Origin of the sequence: Bradyrhizobium sp. A11 (genome assembly GCF_042077125.1) — a bacterium.
GTDB classification, from domain to species: domain Bacteria; phylum Pseudomonadota; class Alphaproteobacteria; order Rhizobiales; family Xanthobacteraceae; genus Bradyrhizobium; species Bradyrhizobium japonicum_B.
Window position 1 is genome coordinate 874,990 of the sequence record NZ_CP149509.1, and the last position, 16,020, is coordinate 891,009.

The window sequence follows — 16,020 nt, forward strand, 5'->3', positions numbered from 1 at the left end:
CATCAACTCTGCTGCGATTCGCTGAACGTCGCGCGGAACGGATGGCCGGGATAGACGCCGACGATGCGGAATTCGCGCGAGAAGAATTTTAGCTCCTCGATGGCGAAGGCGAGGCTCTTGTCCTCGGGGTGGCCGTCGACGTCGGCGTAGAACTGCGTGGCGAAGAAATTGCCATCGACCATGTAGCTCTCGAGCTTGGTCATGTTGACGCCGTTGGTGGCAAAGCCGCCGAGCGCCTTGTAGAGCGCGGCCGGCAAATTGCGCACCCGGAAAACGAACGTTGTGACCAGCGGGCCGGAGCCCTGCGCGGCCCATTTCGGCTCGCGCGCCAGCACCACGAAGCGCGTGGTGTTGTGGGCCTCGTCCTCGATGTCCTCGGCGAGGATGTCGAGGCGATAGATCTTTGCGGCGAGGCGCGAGGCGATCGCGGCCACCGTCTTGTCCTTGCGCTCGGAAATGTCGCGGGCGCTGCCGGCCGTATCGGCGTGAACGATCGGCTTGATGCCGAGCTTGCGGATGATGCGGCGGCACTGGCCGAGCGCATGCACATGGCTCTCGACGCTCTTGATGTCCTCGAGCCTGGTCCCCTTCACCGCCATCAGCTGATGCCGAACGGGGAGAAACCACTCGCCGATGATGAAGAGACCGGAGGCCGGCAGGAGATGATGGATGTCGGCGACGCGGCCCGCCACCGAATTCTCGATCGGGATCATGCCGAGATCGGCCTCGCCGGACGAGATCGCCGACAGCGCGTCCTCGAAGGTGGCGCAGGGCATCGGCTCGGCGTCCGGATAGGCCTCGACGATGGCGATGTGCGAATTGGCTCCGGGTTCGCCCTGGAATGCGATCTTCATCTTGCTCATGATCGGCCTTGTAACAGCGGCTCAGGATTTGGAAAGGATGCTGCGGGCGGTTTCCAGGTCCGCCGGCGTATCAACTCCGCGGGGCACTGTATCCACGATGGTGAAGTCGATGCGCATGCCGGCCTCCAGCGCGCGGAGCTGCTCGAGCTTTTCCTGCAATTCCAGCGGAGACGGCGGAAGCGAGACGTAGCGCTCCAGCGCGGCGCGGCGGTAGGCATAGAGCCCGATATGGTGGTAACGCGGTCCGTCGCCGTAAGGGGCCGTCGCGCGGGTAAAGTAAAGTGCGCGCATCCGCCTGCCGCCAAGCGAGGTTCCGATCGCCTTCACCACGCTCGGCGCCAGGTCCTCTTCCTCGGTATGAATCTGCGAGGCCAGGGTCGCGATGTCCACGGCCGGGTCTTGCAGGGGAGGCAGCACCTCGCGGATGTTGTCGATCGTGATGGTTGGGAAATCCCCCTGGAGATTGACCACGATCTCGGCCCTTCCTTCCGGATCGAGCTTCTGCATGGCTTCATGGATGCGGTCGGAGCCGGATGGGTGATCGGGGCGGGTCATCACCGCCTCGCCGCCATGGGCGGCCACCACCGAGGCGATCTCCGGCGTGTCGGTTGCGACCGCGACCCGGCCGATGGCAGCGGCCTCGGCGCGGCGCAGCACATGGACGATCATCGGCAGGCCCGCGATATCGGCGAGCGGCTTGCCGGGCAGGCGGGTGGCGGCCATGCGGGCCGGGATCAGCACCAGGATGCGAGGGTCGATCATGGGGTCAAGTTCTTGGCGGCAAGGTCTTGGGGTCAAGGGTCTGGAAACGGGGCGTTTTTCACGCCGAGCAAGGGGGTGGGGACGAGCCTGAAGGCGGCTCGCTTATACGGGTTGCCAGACCCCGGGCAAACCGATATCTCAATGGCAAAACTCGGGGAAACGATAGCGAACGGTTGATTCTCCCGAGGCTCGTCCTGGCGGCCGCCCGGCCGCTCGATCCTTCTTGCGGTGTGGGGCCTGGCCGGAAATGGACTCTTTCGAACTCAATAAAATTCTCGGTGCCGTGCTCGGCACCTGTCTCTTCTTGCTGGTGACGAGCTTCACCGCGAATGCGCTGTTCTCGCCCAAGATGCCGGAAAAGCCGGGCTTCGAGATCGCGGTGAAGGAAGATGCCGGCCACGGCAAGGAAGGCGGCGCTGCGGCCGCACCGTCCGAGCCGATCGAAAAGCTGCTCCAGACCGCCTCCATCGAGAAGGGCGCCGCCGCCGCCAAGAAGTGCGGCGCCTGCCACACCTTCGAGAAGGGCGGCCCGAATCGCGTCGGGCCGAACCTCTATGGCGTCGTCGGCGAGCCGAAGGGCCAGGGTCGTGGCGGCTTCAACTTCTCGGCCGCCATCAAGGCCAAGGGCGGCAACTGGACGTTCGACGATCTCAACAAGTTCATCGCCAATCCGAAGGGCTTTATCCCGGGCACCGCGATGGGCTTCGCCGGTATTGCCAAGGATTCCGAGCGCGCCGACGTCATCGCCTATCTGAATTCGCTGTCAGAGCATCCGCAGCCGCTGCCGACGGCCTCGAAGTAAGGCCTCAACAATCTGTCTTGGAAGAGGCGGCCAGGCTGAGAAGCCTGGCCGTTTTCGTACCCGGGCCTCCCGGTGAATTTATCGGGGCGTTTGGCCGCATCTGGCGGGCCATCCGGCCCTTCAAGATGAGGAAAAAGCAACATATTCGGTCGAAACCTCGCCTATATTGGGAACTTAAAGGAGTAGCCTCCTTCAAGACAGGGATGTTGATTTGGCCATTACCCGACGCGATCTCCTGCTCACAGGCACTGCGGCCGCAGCGCTTCCCGTCCTCGGTTCCGCGGCCGGCGTTCCCGCCATCGGCTCAGCGCAGGCGCAATCAGCAACTGAGCTGCCTTGGCGTCATGCCCTGTCGCTGTTCGGGAAGGTCAAGTACCCCGCTGACTTCAAGCGCTTCGACTACGTCAATCCGGAAGCGCCCAAGGGCGGCGTTGCCCGCCAGATCGCCGTCGGCACCTTCGACAATTTCAACATCGTCGTGTCGGGCGTGAAGGGGCAGGTCGCAGGTGCCGTCGCATTCATCTACGAATCCCTGATGACGGCCTCGCTCGACGAGGTCTCGACCGAGTACGGCGCGCTGGCCGAGGCCGTCAGCCATCCCGACGATTTCTCCTTCGTCACCTACCGCTTGCGGCCGCAGGCCAAATGGCACGACGGCAAGCCGGTGACTGCGGACGACGTGATCTTCTCGCTCGATTCGTTCAAGAAGCACCACCCGATGTACTCGGCCTATTACAGCCATGTGGTCCGGGCGGAGAAGGTGGGCGAGCGCGAGGTGAAATTCGTGTTCGACGCGCCGGGCAACCGCGAGCTGCCGCAGATCGTCGGCCAGCTCACGGTCCTGCCGAAGCATTGGTGGGAGGGGACCGACGCGCAGGGCCGCAAGCGGGACGTTTCGGCGACGACGCTCGAAGTGCCGCTCGGCTCCGGTCCCTACCGGGTTAAGGACTTCGTTGCAGGACGGTCGATCGCACTTGAACGGGTCAAGGATTATTGGGGCCGCGACCTGCCTGCCAATGTCGGCCGCAACAATTTCGACGAGCTGCGCTACGAATATTTCCGCGACGCCACCGTGGCGATCGAGGCCTTCAAGGCCGACCAGGTCGATTGGCGCACCGAGAACAGCGCGAAGAATTGGGCGACCGCCTACGACTTCCCGGCCGTGACCGACAAGCGTGTGATCCTCGAGGAGTTCGTCAATCGCAGCTCAGGCGTGATGCAGGCCTTCGTGCCGAACCTGCGCCGCGGCAAGTTCAGCGATCCCCGCGTGCGCCGTGCGCTCAACTTTGCGTTCGACTTCGAGGAGATGAACAAGCAGATCTTCTACGGCCAGTACAAGCGCGTCAGCAGCTATTTCGACGGCATCGAGGAGCTCATGGCGACTGGCTTGCCGCAGGGCAAGGAGCTCGAGATCCTCGAGACCGTGCGCGCCCAGGTCCCACCCGAAGTCTTCACGACGGCCTACAGCAATCCCGTGGGGGGCAGTCCGGAGGCTGTGCGCGAGAATCTGCGCGAGGCCCTGCGCCTGTTCAAGGAAGCCGGCTACGAGGTGCGCGACCGCAAGCTGGTCGACGTCAAGACCGGCGCCCAGTTCACCCTCGAACTGCTGAACTCGGATCCGAGCTTCGAGCGGATCACGCTGTTCTACAAGCCGTCATTGGAGCGGCTCGGCATTGCCGTCAGCGTGCGGACGGTCGATCCGACCCAGTACGAGAACAGGACGCGCGAGTGGGATTTCGACATCGTCACCAACTCGTGGGGCGAGTCGCAGTCGCCGGGTAACGAGCAGCGCGAGTTCTGGTCGTCCAAGTCGGCCGACATCGCGGGGTCGCGCAATATCGCGGGCATCAAGAATCCGGCCATCGACAAGCTGATCGAGCGCTTGATCTACGCCACCGATCGCGATGATCTCGTCGCAGCCACCAAGGCTCTCGACCGCGTGCTGCTGTGGAATCACTACGTCGTGCCGCAGTGGACCTACAACAAGATCCGCACGGCGCGCTGGGACCGCTTCGGCCGGCCGGCGGAATTGCCGAGATACGGTCAGTCCGGCTTCCCGTTCATCTGGTGGTACGACGCAGACAAGGCGGCGCGGATCGCAAAGAAGTCGTGAAGGATATCCCCCGCATGACGCAGATGTCACGCCGCCACGTGCTGGCCTTGGGTGTTGGCGGCGCCCTCGGGGCGTCCATGGGGGCGCCGTTGCGCCGTGCGGGTGCAACGGAAGCCGGGACCGAGGCGCACGGCATCTCGGCGTTCGGCGATCTCAAATATCCCGCCGATTTCCACCATTTCGACTACGTCAACGTCGATGCGCCGAAGGGCGGCACGTTCTCGCTGATTCCGTCGGTGCGGGCCTATAACCAGTCCTACCAGACCTTCAACTCGCTCAACGCCTTCATCCTGAAGGGCGATGGCGCGCAAGGCATGGACATGACATTCGCACCGCTGATGGTGCGCGCGAGCGACGAGCCTGATGCGATGTATGGGCTCGCCGCCAGATCCGTGCAGATCTCGCCGGACAGGCTGGTCTACCGCTTCACGATCCGGCCGGAGGCGAAATTCCACGACGGCACCAAGCTTACCGCGCACGATGCGGCGTTTTCGCTGATGGCGCTGAAGACCAAGGGGCATCCCCTGATCCTCGTGCAGCTCCGCGACATGATCGGCGCGGAAGCGGTCGACGATGCAACGCTCGTCGTCACCTTTGCCAAGGGGCGGGCGCGCGACGTGCCGCTCTATGCCGCGAGCCTGCCGATCTTCTCGAAAGCCTATTACGCCTCTCGCCCGTTCGATGAATCGTCTCTGGAGATTCCGCTGGGATCGGGTCCGTACAAGGTGAGCAAGTTCGAGGTCAATCGCTACATCGAGTATGAGCGGGTGAAGGACTGGTGGGCCGCCGATCTGCCGCCCTGCCGCGGCACCTATAATTTCGATGTCGTGCGCTATGAGTTCTATCGCGACCGCGATGTCGCCTTCGAGGGATTCACCGGCAAGAACTATCTCTACCGCGAGGAATTCACCTCGCGCATCTGGGCGACGCGCTATGATTTCGCCGCCGTCAAGGAGGGCCGCGTCAAGCTCGAGGTCGTGCCCGACGACACGCCGTCCGGCGCGCAGGGCTGGTTCATCAATACAAGGCGCGACAAGTTCAAGGACCCGCGCGTGCGCGAGGCACTGATCGATGCGTTCGACTTCGAATGGACCAACAAGACCATCATGTACGGCGCCTATGCCCGTACGGTGTCGCCGTTCCAGAATTCCGATCTCATGGCGAGCAACGGGCCGCCGTCGCCGGAAGAGCTGAAGCTGCTGGAGCCGTTCCGCGGTCAGGTTCCCGATGAAGTGTTCGCTGCGCCATTCGCGCCGCCGGTTTCCGACGGCTCGGGGCAGGACCGCGCTCTCTTGCGCAAGTCGCAGCAGCTGCTCAACGAAGCCGGCTATCCGATCAAGGATGGCAAGCGAATGCTGCCGAGCGGAGAGGTATTCAAGATTGAATTCCTGGCGGAGGAGCCGTCGCTTCAGCCGCATCACGCGCCGTATATCAAGAATTTGGCAACGCTCGGCATCGAAGCAAGCCTCCGCCTCGTCGATGCCGTGCAATATCGCGCGCGCGTGGAGGATTTCGACTTCGACATGACGATCCAGCGCTTCAGCATGTCGGCGACGCCTGGCGATGCCATGCGCGCGTTCTTCTCCTCGCAGGTCGCGAATACCAAGGGCTCGTACAATCTTGCGGGCGTCGCCAGCCCGGCCATCGACGCCATGATCGAGAAGATCATGGCGGCCGACAGCCGTGAGGAGCTGACCGTCGCTTGCCGCGCGTTCGATCGTCTGTTCCGCGCCGGCCGCTATTGGGTGCCGCAATGGTACAACAAGACGCATCGGCTGGCTTACTGGGACCAGTTCGGTCATCCGCCGAAGCTGCCGCGTTACGCCAACGGCGTGGGCGCGCCCGATATCTGGTGGCATGAACCGGCCAAGGCCGCCAAGCTGGAGCAGGCGAAATAATCATGAGCGCCTATATTGCCCGCCGTCTCCTCCTGATGATTCCGACCCTGCTCGGCATCCTCTTCGTCTCCTTCGTCGTCGTGCAGTTCGCGCCGGGCGGCCCGGTCGAGCGCGTGATCGCGCAACTTTCGGGGGCCGATACCGGCGGCACCTCGCGCATTTCGGGCGGCAGTGACTTTGCACAGCGCGCGCCGGGGCAAGTCGGTGCCGGCGGCGATGCCATCAACTCGAAATACCGCGGCGCGCAGGGCCTCGATCCCGATTTCATCAAGAAGCTCGAGGCACAGTTCGGCTTCGACAAGCCGGCCCCGGAACGCTTCGCGCTGATGGTGTGGAATTTCGCCCGCTTCGATTTCGGCAAGAGCTATTTCCGGGACGTCAGCGTGCTCCAGCTCATCAAGGAAAAGCTGCCGGTCTCGATCTCGCTCGGGATCTGGCTGACGTTGATCACCTACCTGATCTCGATCCCGCTCGGCATCCGCAAGGCGGTCAAGGACGGCACGCGCTTCGACACCTGGACGTCGACCATTCTCGTGCTGGGCTATGCGATTCCCGGCTTTCTGTTCGCGATCCTGCTCATCATCCTGTTTGCCGGCGGCTCCTTCTTCAACTGGTTCCCGCTGCGCGGACTGACCTCGGACGGCTGGTCGCAGTTTCCCTGGTACTGGAAGATCATCGATTATTTCTGGCATCTGACGCTGCCGCTGATCGCGATGGGACTGGGCGCGTTCACCACCATGACGTTCCTGACCAAGAACTCGTTCCTGGACGAGATCCGCAAGCAATACGTCATGACTGCGCGCGCCAAGGGTTGCAGCGAGGGCCGGGTGCTTTACGGCCATGTCTTCCGCAACGCGATGCTGATCGTGATCGCGGGCTTCCCCGGCACCTTCATCCACGCCTTCTTTTCGGGCTCGCTGCTGATCGAGACCATCTTCTCGCTGGACGGGCTCGGGCTGCTCAGCTTCGAGAGCGTGCTCAACCGCGACTATCCCGTGGTGTTCGGCACGCTCTACATCTTTTCGCTGGTCGGCCTCGTGATCAATTTGGTCTCCGACCTCACCTATATGTGGATCGACCCCCGGATCGACTTCGAGGCGCGGGAGGTCTGATGACGCTGACCGCGCCGACGCCGATCGAAACCACAGCGAAGTCGCCCCTTGGCGACGCCGTTCCAATCACGCGCAAGCCGTTTGCGCCTTCGCCGCTCAACCGGCGGCGCTGGCAGAACTTCAAGGCCAACCGGCGCGGCTACTGGTCGTTCTGGATCTTCATCGCCCTGTTCGTGGTCTCGCTGTTCGCCGAGCTGATCGCCAACGACCGCCCCTTCCTGATCAAGTTCGACGGCCGGCTCTATTGGCCCGCTTTCGTGACCTATTCGGAAACCACCTTCGGCGGTGACTTCGAGACGGCGGCCGACTATCGCGATCCGTACTTGCAGAAGCTGATCAAGGACAAGAACGGCAGCATCGTCTGGCCGCTGATCCGCTATTCCTACGACACCCACAATCTCGACCTGCCGACGCCGGCGCCGTCGCCGCCGACCTGGATGCTGACCGAGAAGCAGTGCCAGCCGGTGGTGGAGAAGAAGGGGCTGAAGAGCTGCCGCGACCTCGAATACAACTGGCTCGGCACGGACGATCAGGGCCGCGACGTCGTCGCGCGGCTGATCTATGGCTTCCGCATCTCGGTGCTGTTCGGCCTTTGCCTCACCATCATCTCGTCCGTCATCGGCATCGCCGCGGGCGCGGTGCAGGGGTATTTCGGTGGCCGGGTCGATCTGATCTTCCAGCGCTTCATCGAGATCTGGACGGCGATTCCCTCGCTTTATCTTCTCCTGATCCTGTCCTCGGTGCTCGTGCCCGGCTTCTTCGTGCTGCTCGGCATCCTCCTGCTGTTCTCCTGGGTCTCGCTGGTCGGTCTCGTGCGCGCCGAGTTCCTGCGCGGGCGCAACTTCGAATACATCCAGGCGGCGCGGGCGCTCGGCGTGTCCAACCCGGTCATCATGTTCCGCCACCTGCTGCCGAATGCGATGGTTGCGACCATGACGTTCCTGCCCTTCATCGTGTCCAGCTCGGTGATGACGCTGACGGCGCTCGATTTCCTGGGCTTCGGCCTGCCGCCGGGATCGCCTTCGCTCGGCGAATTGCTGTCGCAGGCCAAGTCCAACGTGCAGGCGCCCTGGCTCGGCTTCTCCGGCTTCTTCTCGGTCGCGATCATGCTGTCGCTCCTGATCTTCATCGGCGAAGCGGTGCGCGACGCCTTCGATCCGCGCAAGACGTTCAGGTAAGGTCATGGATGCGATCAACCAGCCCCTGCTTGCCGTTCGCGATCTCTCGGTGGCTTTCCATCAGGGCGGCGCCACCACGCTCGCGGTCGACAAGGTCTCGTTCCAGATCAAGCGCGGCGAATGCCTGGCGCTGGTCGGCGAATCCGGCTCCGGCAAGTCGGTCAGCGCGCTCTCGATCCTGAAGCTGCTGCCCTATCCGAACGCCTCGCATCCCTCGGGCAGCATCCGCTTCAAGGGGCAGGAGCTGATCGATCGCTCCGAGCAGGAGATGCGGGAGATCAGAGGCAGCGACATCTCCATCATCTTCCAGGAGCCGATGACCTCGCTCAATCCGCTGCACACGATCGAGGCGCAGATCGGCGAGATCATCCAGCTGCACAATCCGACCAGCAACGCGGAGGCCCGCAGGCGGACGCTGGAGCTGCTGACGCAGGTCGGCATTCCCGAGCCCGAGACGCGGCTGAACAGCTATCCGCATCAGCTTTCCGGCGGCCAGCGCCAGCGCGTGATGATCGCGATGGCGCTCGCCAACGAACCGGATCTATTGATCGCGGACGAGCCGACCACGGCGCTCGACGTCACCGTGCAGGCGCAGATCCTGGCGCTGCTCGCCGACATCCGCTCGCGGCTCGGCATGAGCCTGCTGTTCATCACCCACGATCTCGGCATCGTGCGCCGCATCGCCGACACGGTCTGTGTCATGAAGAACGGCGAGATCGTCGAGCAGGGCCCGGTCGAGCAGGTGTTCAAGACGCCGAAGCATCCCTATACGCGCGACCTGCTCGCGGCAGAGCCGAAGCCGGATCCGGCGCCGCCGCAGCCGGACGCACCGGTGGTGATGTCGGTCAACGATCTGAAAGTGTGGTTTCCGATCAAGCGCGGCCTGATGCGCAAAACGGTCGGCCACATCAAGGCGGTCGACGGTGTCAGCGTCGCGGTGCGCAAGGGTGAGACGCTCGGTGTCGTCGGCGAATCCGGCTCGGGCAAGACCACGCTGGGGCTGGCGCTGCTGCGGCTGATCTCCTCGAACGGACGCATCGTGTTCCTGGGCAAGGATATCCAGGGCCTGCGTTTCAAGGAGATGCGCCCGTTCCGGCGCGACATGCAGATCGTGTTTCAGGACCCGTTCGGCTCGCTCTCGCCGCGCATGTCGATCGCCGACATCATCGCCGAAGGCCTCTCCGTGCATCAGCCGAAGCTGTCGCGTGAGGAGCGTGAGGCGCGCGTCGTCAAGGCGCTGGAAGACGTCGGGCTGAAGCCCGATACCCGCTTCCGCTATCCCCACGAATTCTCCGGCGGCCAGCGCCAGCGCATCAGCATCGCACGCGCGGTGGTGCTGGAGCCGGATTTCGTCGTGCTGGACGAGCCGACCAGCGCGCTCGACATGCTGTTCCAGGCGCAGATGGTCGACCTGTTGCGGGAGCTGCAGCGCAAGCGCGAGCTCACCTACATGTTCATCTCGCACGATCTGCGCGTCGTCGCCTCTCTCGCCAGCCATCTCATCGTGATGCGCGGCGGCAAGGTCGTCGAAGAGGGACAGGCTGCCGAGCTGTTCAAGAACCCGAAGACGGATTACACGCGCGCGCTGTTCGCCGCCGCGTTCCGGCTGGAGACGGCGGGGAACGGCTCGGTGGCGACGTAAGCCCCGTCAGAGCCGCTTGATTGCAACGACCTCGCTGCCGGCCTGCCTGATTCGCGCAATGGCCGGCTCGATCGGCTCGATCACGGTCGCCATGTGATACGCGTTGGCGTGAACCATGGTGCTGCCGTCGCGGGCGATCGCGACGTGACCCTTCCAGAAGATCAGATCGCCGCGCTGCAAGCGGCTTCGCTCATGCGGCTCCAGTGTGCGGCCGAGACCGGCGAGCTGCATGTCGCTGTCGCGCGGGCAGCCGATCCCTGCTGCCGTCAGCGAGACCTGGACGAGGCCGGAGCAGTCGATGCCGAGACTGCTCTTGCCGCCCCAGAGATAGGGCGTGCCGACGAAGCGCTCGGCGATTGCGACGAAGTCCGGCTCGCGATGATCGAGCTCGGCGAGATGCGTTTTCGGCAGATATCTGCCGTCGTGCGTCACGGCAAAGCTGCCGTCCTCGCGCGCCACGGCGAGCCTGGATCCCATCACGAGCGTCTCGGCCGGCGGCAGCTTGATTGACGGGCCGGGGAATGCGAACGTCCGCAACGCGCTGACCACGTGGGTCGGGGCGGCCGAAGGCTTCACGAGCGCCGCATCCGGCAGCCAGCCGACATAGCCATCGCCATTGAGCTGGCCCCACGCCCAACCCTCGCCGTTGCGGTCGTAGACCGTGACGCGCTCGCCGCGCAGGGCCTCCGTCATCAGCATCGCGCTCGAGGACGGCTGCTCGCGCACCGGCGCGACCGGCTCAATCACCTCGAAGTCCTCGCCTGCGACGAAGCGATCCGCCTGCACCTTGCCTTCAAGATATTTCGCGGCGAGGTCGCGCCGCGCCGGTGTTATTCGCGGATCATGCATAGCGCTCGCTCAGCAAGGTGTAGATGGCGCGCGCGGCCTGGCACTCGCCGCCTTCGGGGCGTGCCGGCTTGGCCGACGGCGTCCAGCCGTAGATGTCGACGTGCAGCCAGCTCCCGGCGTGCTCGACGAAGCGTTGCAGGAACAGCGCGCAGGTGATCGAGCCGGCAAAGCCGCCCGATGGCGCGTTGGTGATCGTGGCCGTCTTGGAGTCCAGCCACTGATCGTAAGGCGGCCACAGCGGCATGCGCCACAACGGATCGTTCTCCTTCACCGCGCAGCGCGCAAGGTCGGCGGCGAGGGTCTCGTCATTGGTATAGAAGGGCGGCAGATCCGGCCCGAGCGCGACCCGCGCCGCGCCGGTCAGCGTGCCCAGGTCGATCAGCAGGTCGGGCTTCTCCTCGTCGGCCAGCGCCAGCGCGTCGGCGAGCACCAGGCGTCCCTCGGCGTCGGTGTTGCCGATCTCGACCGTGATGCCCTTGCGCGAGGTGAAGATATCGAGCGGGCGGAAGGCGTTGCCGGCGACCGCGTTCTCCACCGCCGGAATCAGCACGCGCAGGCGCACCTTCAGCTTCGCATCCATCACCATGCGCGCCAGCGCCAGCACGTTGGCGGCGCCGCCCATGTCCTTCTTCATGATCAGCATGCCGCTCGACGGCTTCAGGTCAAGCCCGCCGGTGTCGAAACACACGCCCTTGCCGACCAGCGTCACCTTGGGATGATCGGGATCGCCCCAACCGATGTCGATCAGCCGCGGCGCGCGGCTGGAAGCCATGCCGACGGCGTGGATCAGCGGGAAGTGCTTCTCCAACTCCTCGCCGATGGTGCAGGCGAAGCTTGCGCCGAACTCGGCGGCGAGGGCTTGCGCGGCGGCGGCGAGCTCATCCGGCCCCATGTCGTTGGACGGCGTGTTGATGAGGTCGCGCGCGAGAATTGCGGCATTAGCAATCCGCTCGATCTCGGCCGGGTCGACGCCGTCAGGCGGCACCAGCCGGACCTCGGGCCTGTCAGCCTTGCGGTAGCGCGCGAAGCGGTAGGTGCCGAGCGCGAAGGCGAGTGCCGCCAGCCGTGTATCGTGCGGGGCATTGGCAAAGCGATAAATGCCCGGCGGCAAGAGGCCGGGCAGCGCGCCGGGCCGGAACAGGTCGCGCGATCTTGCACCCTCATCCTCAAGCCCGAACAGCACCTGTGCAATCGCGCCATCGGGCGCGGGCAGGGCGAGATAACCGCCGGGCTTGGCAGCAAAGGCGCATGAGGTGGCGAACTGGCGTTGCGGCGGCGGCAGCGCCTCGGCGACCCGATCCCAGCTCGATTTCGTAACGAAGGTGATCGGGATGGCGGTGGATGACGTCTCGAAGACAGAAGGCATTGGCGGGTCCGGATCGTCGGATCAAACGGGTGATGCGAACGGACGAGACTTCGCAGAGTTTCGCCGCGGCTGCAATCGGCTTTGCTGACACCGTTTCGGCGAGGCGCTACTCGCGGCAAGGGGCCCATGCTAGGTTCCGGCAAGGGTCGCCAGCGCTGGAGATCGGGCGACGACAAACGCGCCGGGAGGACATGCAATGGAATTCGTGTGGAGCGTGGTCACGTTCATCGGCCATGCCGTCGAGGCGATCTTTGGCTATGTCGAGCACCACCATTGGATCTTCGCGCTCCTTGCCGGCGGTTACGTGTTCTATCTCCACGACCGCTCGGTCCACGCGCGGTTCGATGCACTCGACAAGCGCGTCGACGAAATCCGCAAGCGGCTTGCGATCGACTATTGAGCGGCGGCAATGGCTGCGGGATCCGGACCGGCAGGCGCTCGGCCTCGATCCCGACCTTGGCAGAGGTGCCACGGCAGGCGGGGGTGAGATGGCCCTGCGAAGCGGCGTTAACCCGCCGTTAGGGTTAACAGCCTATTGCTGACGCGTTCGGCTCGATCAATCGGCTCGAGAGTCAAGGCGTCATGCGTCAACGGTTCAGTTTCGCCCGGCTTCTTGCGTCCACCTCGCTGGTCGCGGCGGTGGCCATGGGCCTCGGCGGCTGCACGGGCATGTCGAAACTCTCCGATGTGACAGGCTCGCTCGGCGGACCACGGGCAGAGGCGGCGCCCACCGATCCCGCGCGCGCCGTCGAGGTCTATGGCGAGCGCTACCGTGCCAATCCCAGGGACGCCGAGGCGGCGCTCGCCTATGGCCAGGCCTTGCGCGCCAACGGCCAACGCGCCCAGGCCGCCGCGGTGCTTGAGCAGGCGACCATCGCCAATCCCGGCAACAAGGCGCTGCTCGCGCAGTATGGCCGCGCGCTCGCCGACAACGGCAATTTCCAGCAGGCCTACGACGTCCTGTCGAAAGCGCATTCGCCTGATAATCCGGACTGGCGCCTGCTCTCGGTGCAGGGCACCGCGCTAGACCAGATGGGCCGTCACGGCGAGGCGCGCTCCTATTATGCGAGCGCGCTCAAGATCGCGCCGGGTGATCCCGGCGTGCTTTCCAATCTCGGCCTGTCCTACATGCTGTCGAAGGATCTGCCCAAGGCCGAAGAGGCGTTGCGGCAAGCCTACGCCTCGCCGCGCGCCAGCAGCCGGGTGCGGCAGAATCTCGGCCTCGTCGTCGGTCTCCAGGGCCGTTTCGCCGAGGCCGAGACCATCGTGAAGGCGGATCTGCCGCCGGATCAGGCCGCGGCCAATGTCGCCTATCTCAAGGACATGCTGAGCCGCAGCGACCATCATCGCGGCGGGCCGAAGCGGACCCCGGTCGCCGCGCTCAACCAGCCCGACTGATCAAGCTCTGATCTTCAGCATTCGCAGCCGTCCCGCGGACCGCGCGGACGACGGCTCGTGTCACTGCATCTCGGTGATCTTGATGCCGGTCGGTCCGAGAATGACGACGAACAGCACTGGCAGGAAGAACAGGATCATCGGCACCGTCAGCTTCGGCGGCAACGCGGCGGCCTTCTTCTCGGCCTCGGTCATCCGCATGTCGCGGTTTTCCTGGGCCATGACGCGCAAGGACTGACCGAGCGGGGTGCCGTAGCGTTCCGCCTGCTGAAGCGCGAGACAGACCGACTTGACGCCCTCGAGCCCGGTGCGTCGCGCCAAATTCTCATAGGCGACCTTGCGGTCCTGCAGGTAGGACAACTCGGCCGTGGTCAGCGTGAACTCCTCCGACAGCGCGATCGACTGTCCCACGATTTCGGTGGCGACCTTCCGGAACGCCATTTCGACCGACATGCCGGATTCGATACAGATCAGGAGCAGGTCGAGCGCATCGGGAAAGGCGCGCTTGATCGAGAGCTGGCGCTTGGAGATCGCATTCTTCAGGAACAGCATCGGCGCCTGGAGACCGAGATAGGCCGCGCCGATGCAGATGCCGATCTTGATCGGCACCGGCTTGTCCATGTGCGCGATCACGAAGACGTAGAGAAGCGAGCCGACGAAGAGCACGATCGGCGTGACCAGGCGGGCAAACAGGAAGGTGATATAGGGCGCCTGGCCGCGGTAACCGGCCATGATCAGCTTGTCCCGCGCCGCCTCTTGCGCCAGCCATTTCGTGAGGTTGAAGTCCTCCACGACCTTGGAGACGAGCTGCTTCGGCGTTTGGCGCAGCGAGACCTTTTCGTTCTTGTTAAGGCGCTCACGCTCGCGCTGCCGGATGCGCTCACGCTCGCTCGCGACCGCCTTCATGCGCTTGGAGAGTCCCTCGCCGGCGAACAGCGGCATCACCAGCGTATAGACGGTGGCGCTGGCGGCGATGGCCGCCAGCAGCATCGTCATGAAGCGGACGTCATGCAGTTTCGAAACGAGGAACTCGACCATGCATCACCGTCAGAAGTCGAAATTGATCATCTTCTTCATCACCATGATGCCGATCGACATCCAGATGACGCAGCCGACCAGCATCAGCTGGCCGGTGGGATGAGTCCAAAGCAGCGAGATGTAGTGCGGCGTCGTGAGATAGACGAGGAACATCACGATCGGCGGCAACGAGCCGATGATGCCGGCGGAGGCCTTGGCTTCCATCGACATCGCCTGGATCTTCTCTTTCATCTTCTTGCGGTCGCGCAGCACCTTGGAGAGGTTGCCCAGCGCCTCGGAGAGGTTGCCGCCCGATTTCTGCTGGATCGAGATGACGATGCCGAAGAAGTTGGCTTCGGGCAGCGGCATGCGCTCATAGAGCCGGGAGCAAGCCTCGCCCAGCGGCATGCCGATCGCCTGCGTCTCGATGATGGCGAGGAATTCGCTGCGCAGCGGCTCTGGCGAATCGGCCGCGACGACCTTGATCGATTCGAACAGCGGCAGGCCGGCCTTGATGCCGCGGACGATGACGTCGACCGCGTCGGGCAGTGCCTTCAGGAACTTGTCCTCCCGGCGCTTCTTCAGGAAGCCGAGGGCCCAGCGCGGCAGGCCAAAACCTCCGGCAAAGGCGAGACCGGCGGCGCCGAGCAGGCCGCCGCCGACGAACAGGGCCGCCGCGAACAAGACGCCCGCCACGACGGCGGACACGATCCAGAATTTCTGCGGCGTCCAGTCCAGTCCGGCCTGGGAGAGGCGGATATTGAGCGGAACGCTCTTCTCCTGCTGACGCCGTGCCTCGAGATCCTTCAGCGACGTTTCGACCTGCTCGCGGCGCGATCGCTGGCTCTTTTCGCTCTGCTTGGCCATCGGCGCGTCGGCACGCGAGATCGAGGCGCGCCGGCTTTCCGCCTTCCGCTCCCCGGAGAGCAGCGGATAGAGGAAGACCCAGGCGATGCCGCCGACCGCGGCGGTGGCCAGAAATGCGAGGGCGAGGACCTGTATGTTCATGGCGTCGCTGACCTG

General features: G+C 64.5%; 14 protein-coding genes. 8 read left to right on the forward strand and 6 right to left on the reverse strand.

All coding sequences use genetic code 11. From position 1 onward, the window contains the following. Nucleotides 1-2: 2 nt before the first annotated feature. Nucleotides 3-863, reverse strand: coding sequence for a prephenate dehydratase (locus WI560_RS04025; RefSeq protein ID WP_375306987.1), 861 nt, complete (start codon nucleotides 861-863; stop codon nucleotides 3-5). Between the two features lie 21 nt (nucleotides 864-884). After that, the gene (locus WI560_RS04030) at nucleotides 885-1,625 is read right to left on the reverse strand and encodes a 3-deoxy-manno-octulosonate cytidylyltransferase (protein WP_375158663.1); all 741 of its coding nucleotides are present in this window, start codon (nucleotides 1,623-1,625) and stop codon (nucleotides 885-887) included. Between the two features lie 247 nt (nucleotides 1,626-1,872). On the opposite strand from WI560_RS04030, the gene WI560_RS04035 reads away from it, so the two are divergent. The 6 genes from WI560_RS04035 (at nucleotide 1,873) to WI560_RS04060 (ending at nucleotide 10,370) form a co-directional block, all read left to right on the forward strand. Continuing rightward, the gene (locus WI560_RS04035) at nucleotides 1,873-2,427 is read left to right on the forward strand and encodes a c-type cytochrome (protein WP_375306988.1); all 555 of its coding nucleotides are present in this window, start codon (nucleotides 1,873-1,875) and stop codon (nucleotides 2,425-2,427) included. A gap of 211 nt (nucleotides 2,428-2,638) precedes the next feature. After that, on the forward strand, nucleotides 2,639-4,540 hold the full coding sequence (locus WI560_RS04040; protein WP_375306989.1) for an extracellular solute-binding protein: 1,902 nt from the start codon (nucleotides 2,639-2,641) through the stop codon (nucleotides 4,538-4,540). Between the two features lie 14 nt (nucleotides 4,541-4,554). Beyond that, a complete protein-coding gene (locus tag WI560_RS04045) occupies nucleotides 4,555-6,438 on the forward strand; it encodes an extracellular solute-binding protein (RefSeq protein ID WP_375306990.1) in 1,884 nt (627 codons plus the stop codon). Nucleotides 6,439-6,440: 2 nt separating this feature from the next. Further along, entirely contained in the window at nucleotides 6,441-7,550 is a 1,110-nt protein-coding gene (locus WI560_RS04050) for a microcin C ABC transporter permease YejB (protein WP_028138547.1), read from the forward strand. Further along, nucleotides 7,550-8,728, forward strand: a complete 1,179-nt coding sequence (locus tag WI560_RS04055) for an ABC transporter permease (protein ID WP_028138546.1) — start codon at nucleotides 7,550-7,552, stop codon at nucleotides 8,726-8,728. The genes WI560_RS04050 and WI560_RS04055 overlap by 1 nt, the downstream gene beginning before the upstream one ends. Before the next feature lie 4 nt (nucleotides 8,729-8,732). After that, entirely contained in the window at nucleotides 8,733-10,370 is a 1,638-nt protein-coding gene (locus WI560_RS04060; protein WP_375306991.1) for an ABC transporter ATP-binding protein, read from the forward strand. A 6-nt stretch (nucleotides 10,371-10,376) separates the two neighbouring features. On the opposite strand, the gene WI560_RS04065 is transcribed toward WI560_RS04060, so the two are convergent. Next, nucleotides 10,377-11,219: an NlpC/P60 family protein gene (locus WI560_RS04065; RefSeq protein WP_375306992.1), complete on the reverse strand. Its 843-nt coding sequence runs from the start codon at nucleotides 11,217-11,219 to the stop codon at nucleotides 10,377-10,379. Beyond that, nucleotides 11,212-12,585, reverse strand: a complete 1,374-nt coding sequence (locus WI560_RS04070; protein WP_375306993.1) for a M17 family metallopeptidase — start codon at nucleotides 12,583-12,585, stop codon at nucleotides 11,212-11,214. The genes WI560_RS04065 and WI560_RS04070 overlap by 8 nt, the downstream gene beginning before the upstream one ends. A 196-nt stretch (nucleotides 12,586-12,781) precedes the next feature. Here WI560_RS04070 and WI560_RS04075 point away from each other — a divergent pair, with 196 nt between their 5' ends. Then, a complete protein-coding gene (locus WI560_RS04075; protein WP_375306994.1) occupies nucleotides 12,782-12,985 on the forward strand; it encodes a hypothetical protein in 204 nt (67 codons plus the stop codon). 182 nt (nucleotides 12,986-13,167) lie between these two features. Next, nucleotides 13,168-13,983 (forward strand): tetratricopeptide repeat protein, encoded by an 816-nt coding sequence (locus WI560_RS04080; protein WP_375306995.1) that lies wholly within the window; start codon nucleotides 13,168-13,170, stop codon nucleotides 13,981-13,983. A gap of 60 nt (nucleotides 13,984-14,043) precedes the next feature. Here WI560_RS04080 and WI560_RS04085 read toward each other — a convergent pair whose 3' ends face one another. Further along, a complete protein-coding gene (locus WI560_RS04085; RefSeq protein WP_375306996.1) occupies nucleotides 14,044-15,018 on the reverse strand; it encodes a type II secretion system F family protein in 975 nt (324 codons plus the stop codon). Between the two features lie 9 nt (nucleotides 15,019-15,027). Beyond that, nucleotides 15,028-16,005 carry a type II secretion system F family protein gene (locus WI560_RS04090; RefSeq protein WP_257176622.1) on the reverse strand — a complete coding sequence of 326 codons (978 nt, stop codon included), beginning with the start codon at nucleotides 16,003-16,005 and terminating at the stop codon, nucleotides 15,028-15,030. Nucleotides 16,006-16,020: the final 15 nt, after the last annotated feature.

Coding starts and splice junctions, on each gene's coding strand:
- WI560_RS04025 (WP_375306987.1), bottom strand. CDS start 863: ATGAGCAAGATGAAGATCGCATTCCAGGGCGAACCCGGAGCCAATTCG.
- WI560_RS04075 (WP_375306994.1), top strand. CDS start 12,782: ATGGAATTCGTGTGGAGCGTGGTCACGTTCATCGGCCATGCCGTCGAG.
- WI560_RS04045 (WP_375306990.1), top strand. CDS start 4,555: ATGACGCAGATGTCACGCCGCCACGTGCTGGCCTTGGGTGTTGGCGGC.
- WI560_RS04090 (WP_257176622.1), bottom strand. CDS start 16,005: ATGAACATACAGGTCCTCGCCCTCGCATTTCTGGCCACCGCCGCGGTC.
- WI560_RS04030 (WP_375158663.1), bottom strand. CDS start 1,625: ATGATCGACCCTCGCATCCTGGTGCTGATCCCGGCCCGCATGGCCGCC.
- WI560_RS04050 (WP_028138547.1), top strand. CDS start 6,441: ATGAGCGCCTATATTGCCCGCCGTCTCCTCCTGATGATTCCGACCCTG.
- WI560_RS04085 (WP_375306996.1), bottom strand. CDS start 15,018: ATGGTCGAGTTCCTCGTTTCGAAACTGCATGACGTCCGCTTCATGACG.
- WI560_RS04055 (WP_028138546.1), top strand. CDS start 7,550: ATGACGCTGACCGCGCCGACGCCGATCGAAACCACAGCGAAGTCGCCC.
- WI560_RS04035 (WP_375306988.1), top strand. CDS start 1,873: ATGGACTCTTTCGAACTCAATAAAATTCTCGGTGCCGTGCTCGGCACC.
- WI560_RS04070 (WP_375306993.1), bottom strand. CDS start 12,585: ATGCCTTCTGTCTTCGAGACGTCATCCACCGCCATCCCGATCACCTTC.
- WI560_RS04065 (WP_375306992.1), bottom strand. CDS start 11,219: ATGCATGATCCGCGAATAACACCGGCGCGGCGCGACCTCGCCGCGAAA.
- WI560_RS04080 (WP_375306995.1), top strand. CDS start 13,168: ATGCGTCAACGGTTCAGTTTCGCCCGGCTTCTTGCGTCCACCTCGCTG.
- WI560_RS04060 (WP_375306991.1), top strand. CDS start 8,733: ATGGATGCGATCAACCAGCCCCTGCTTGCCGTTCGCGATCTCTCGGTG.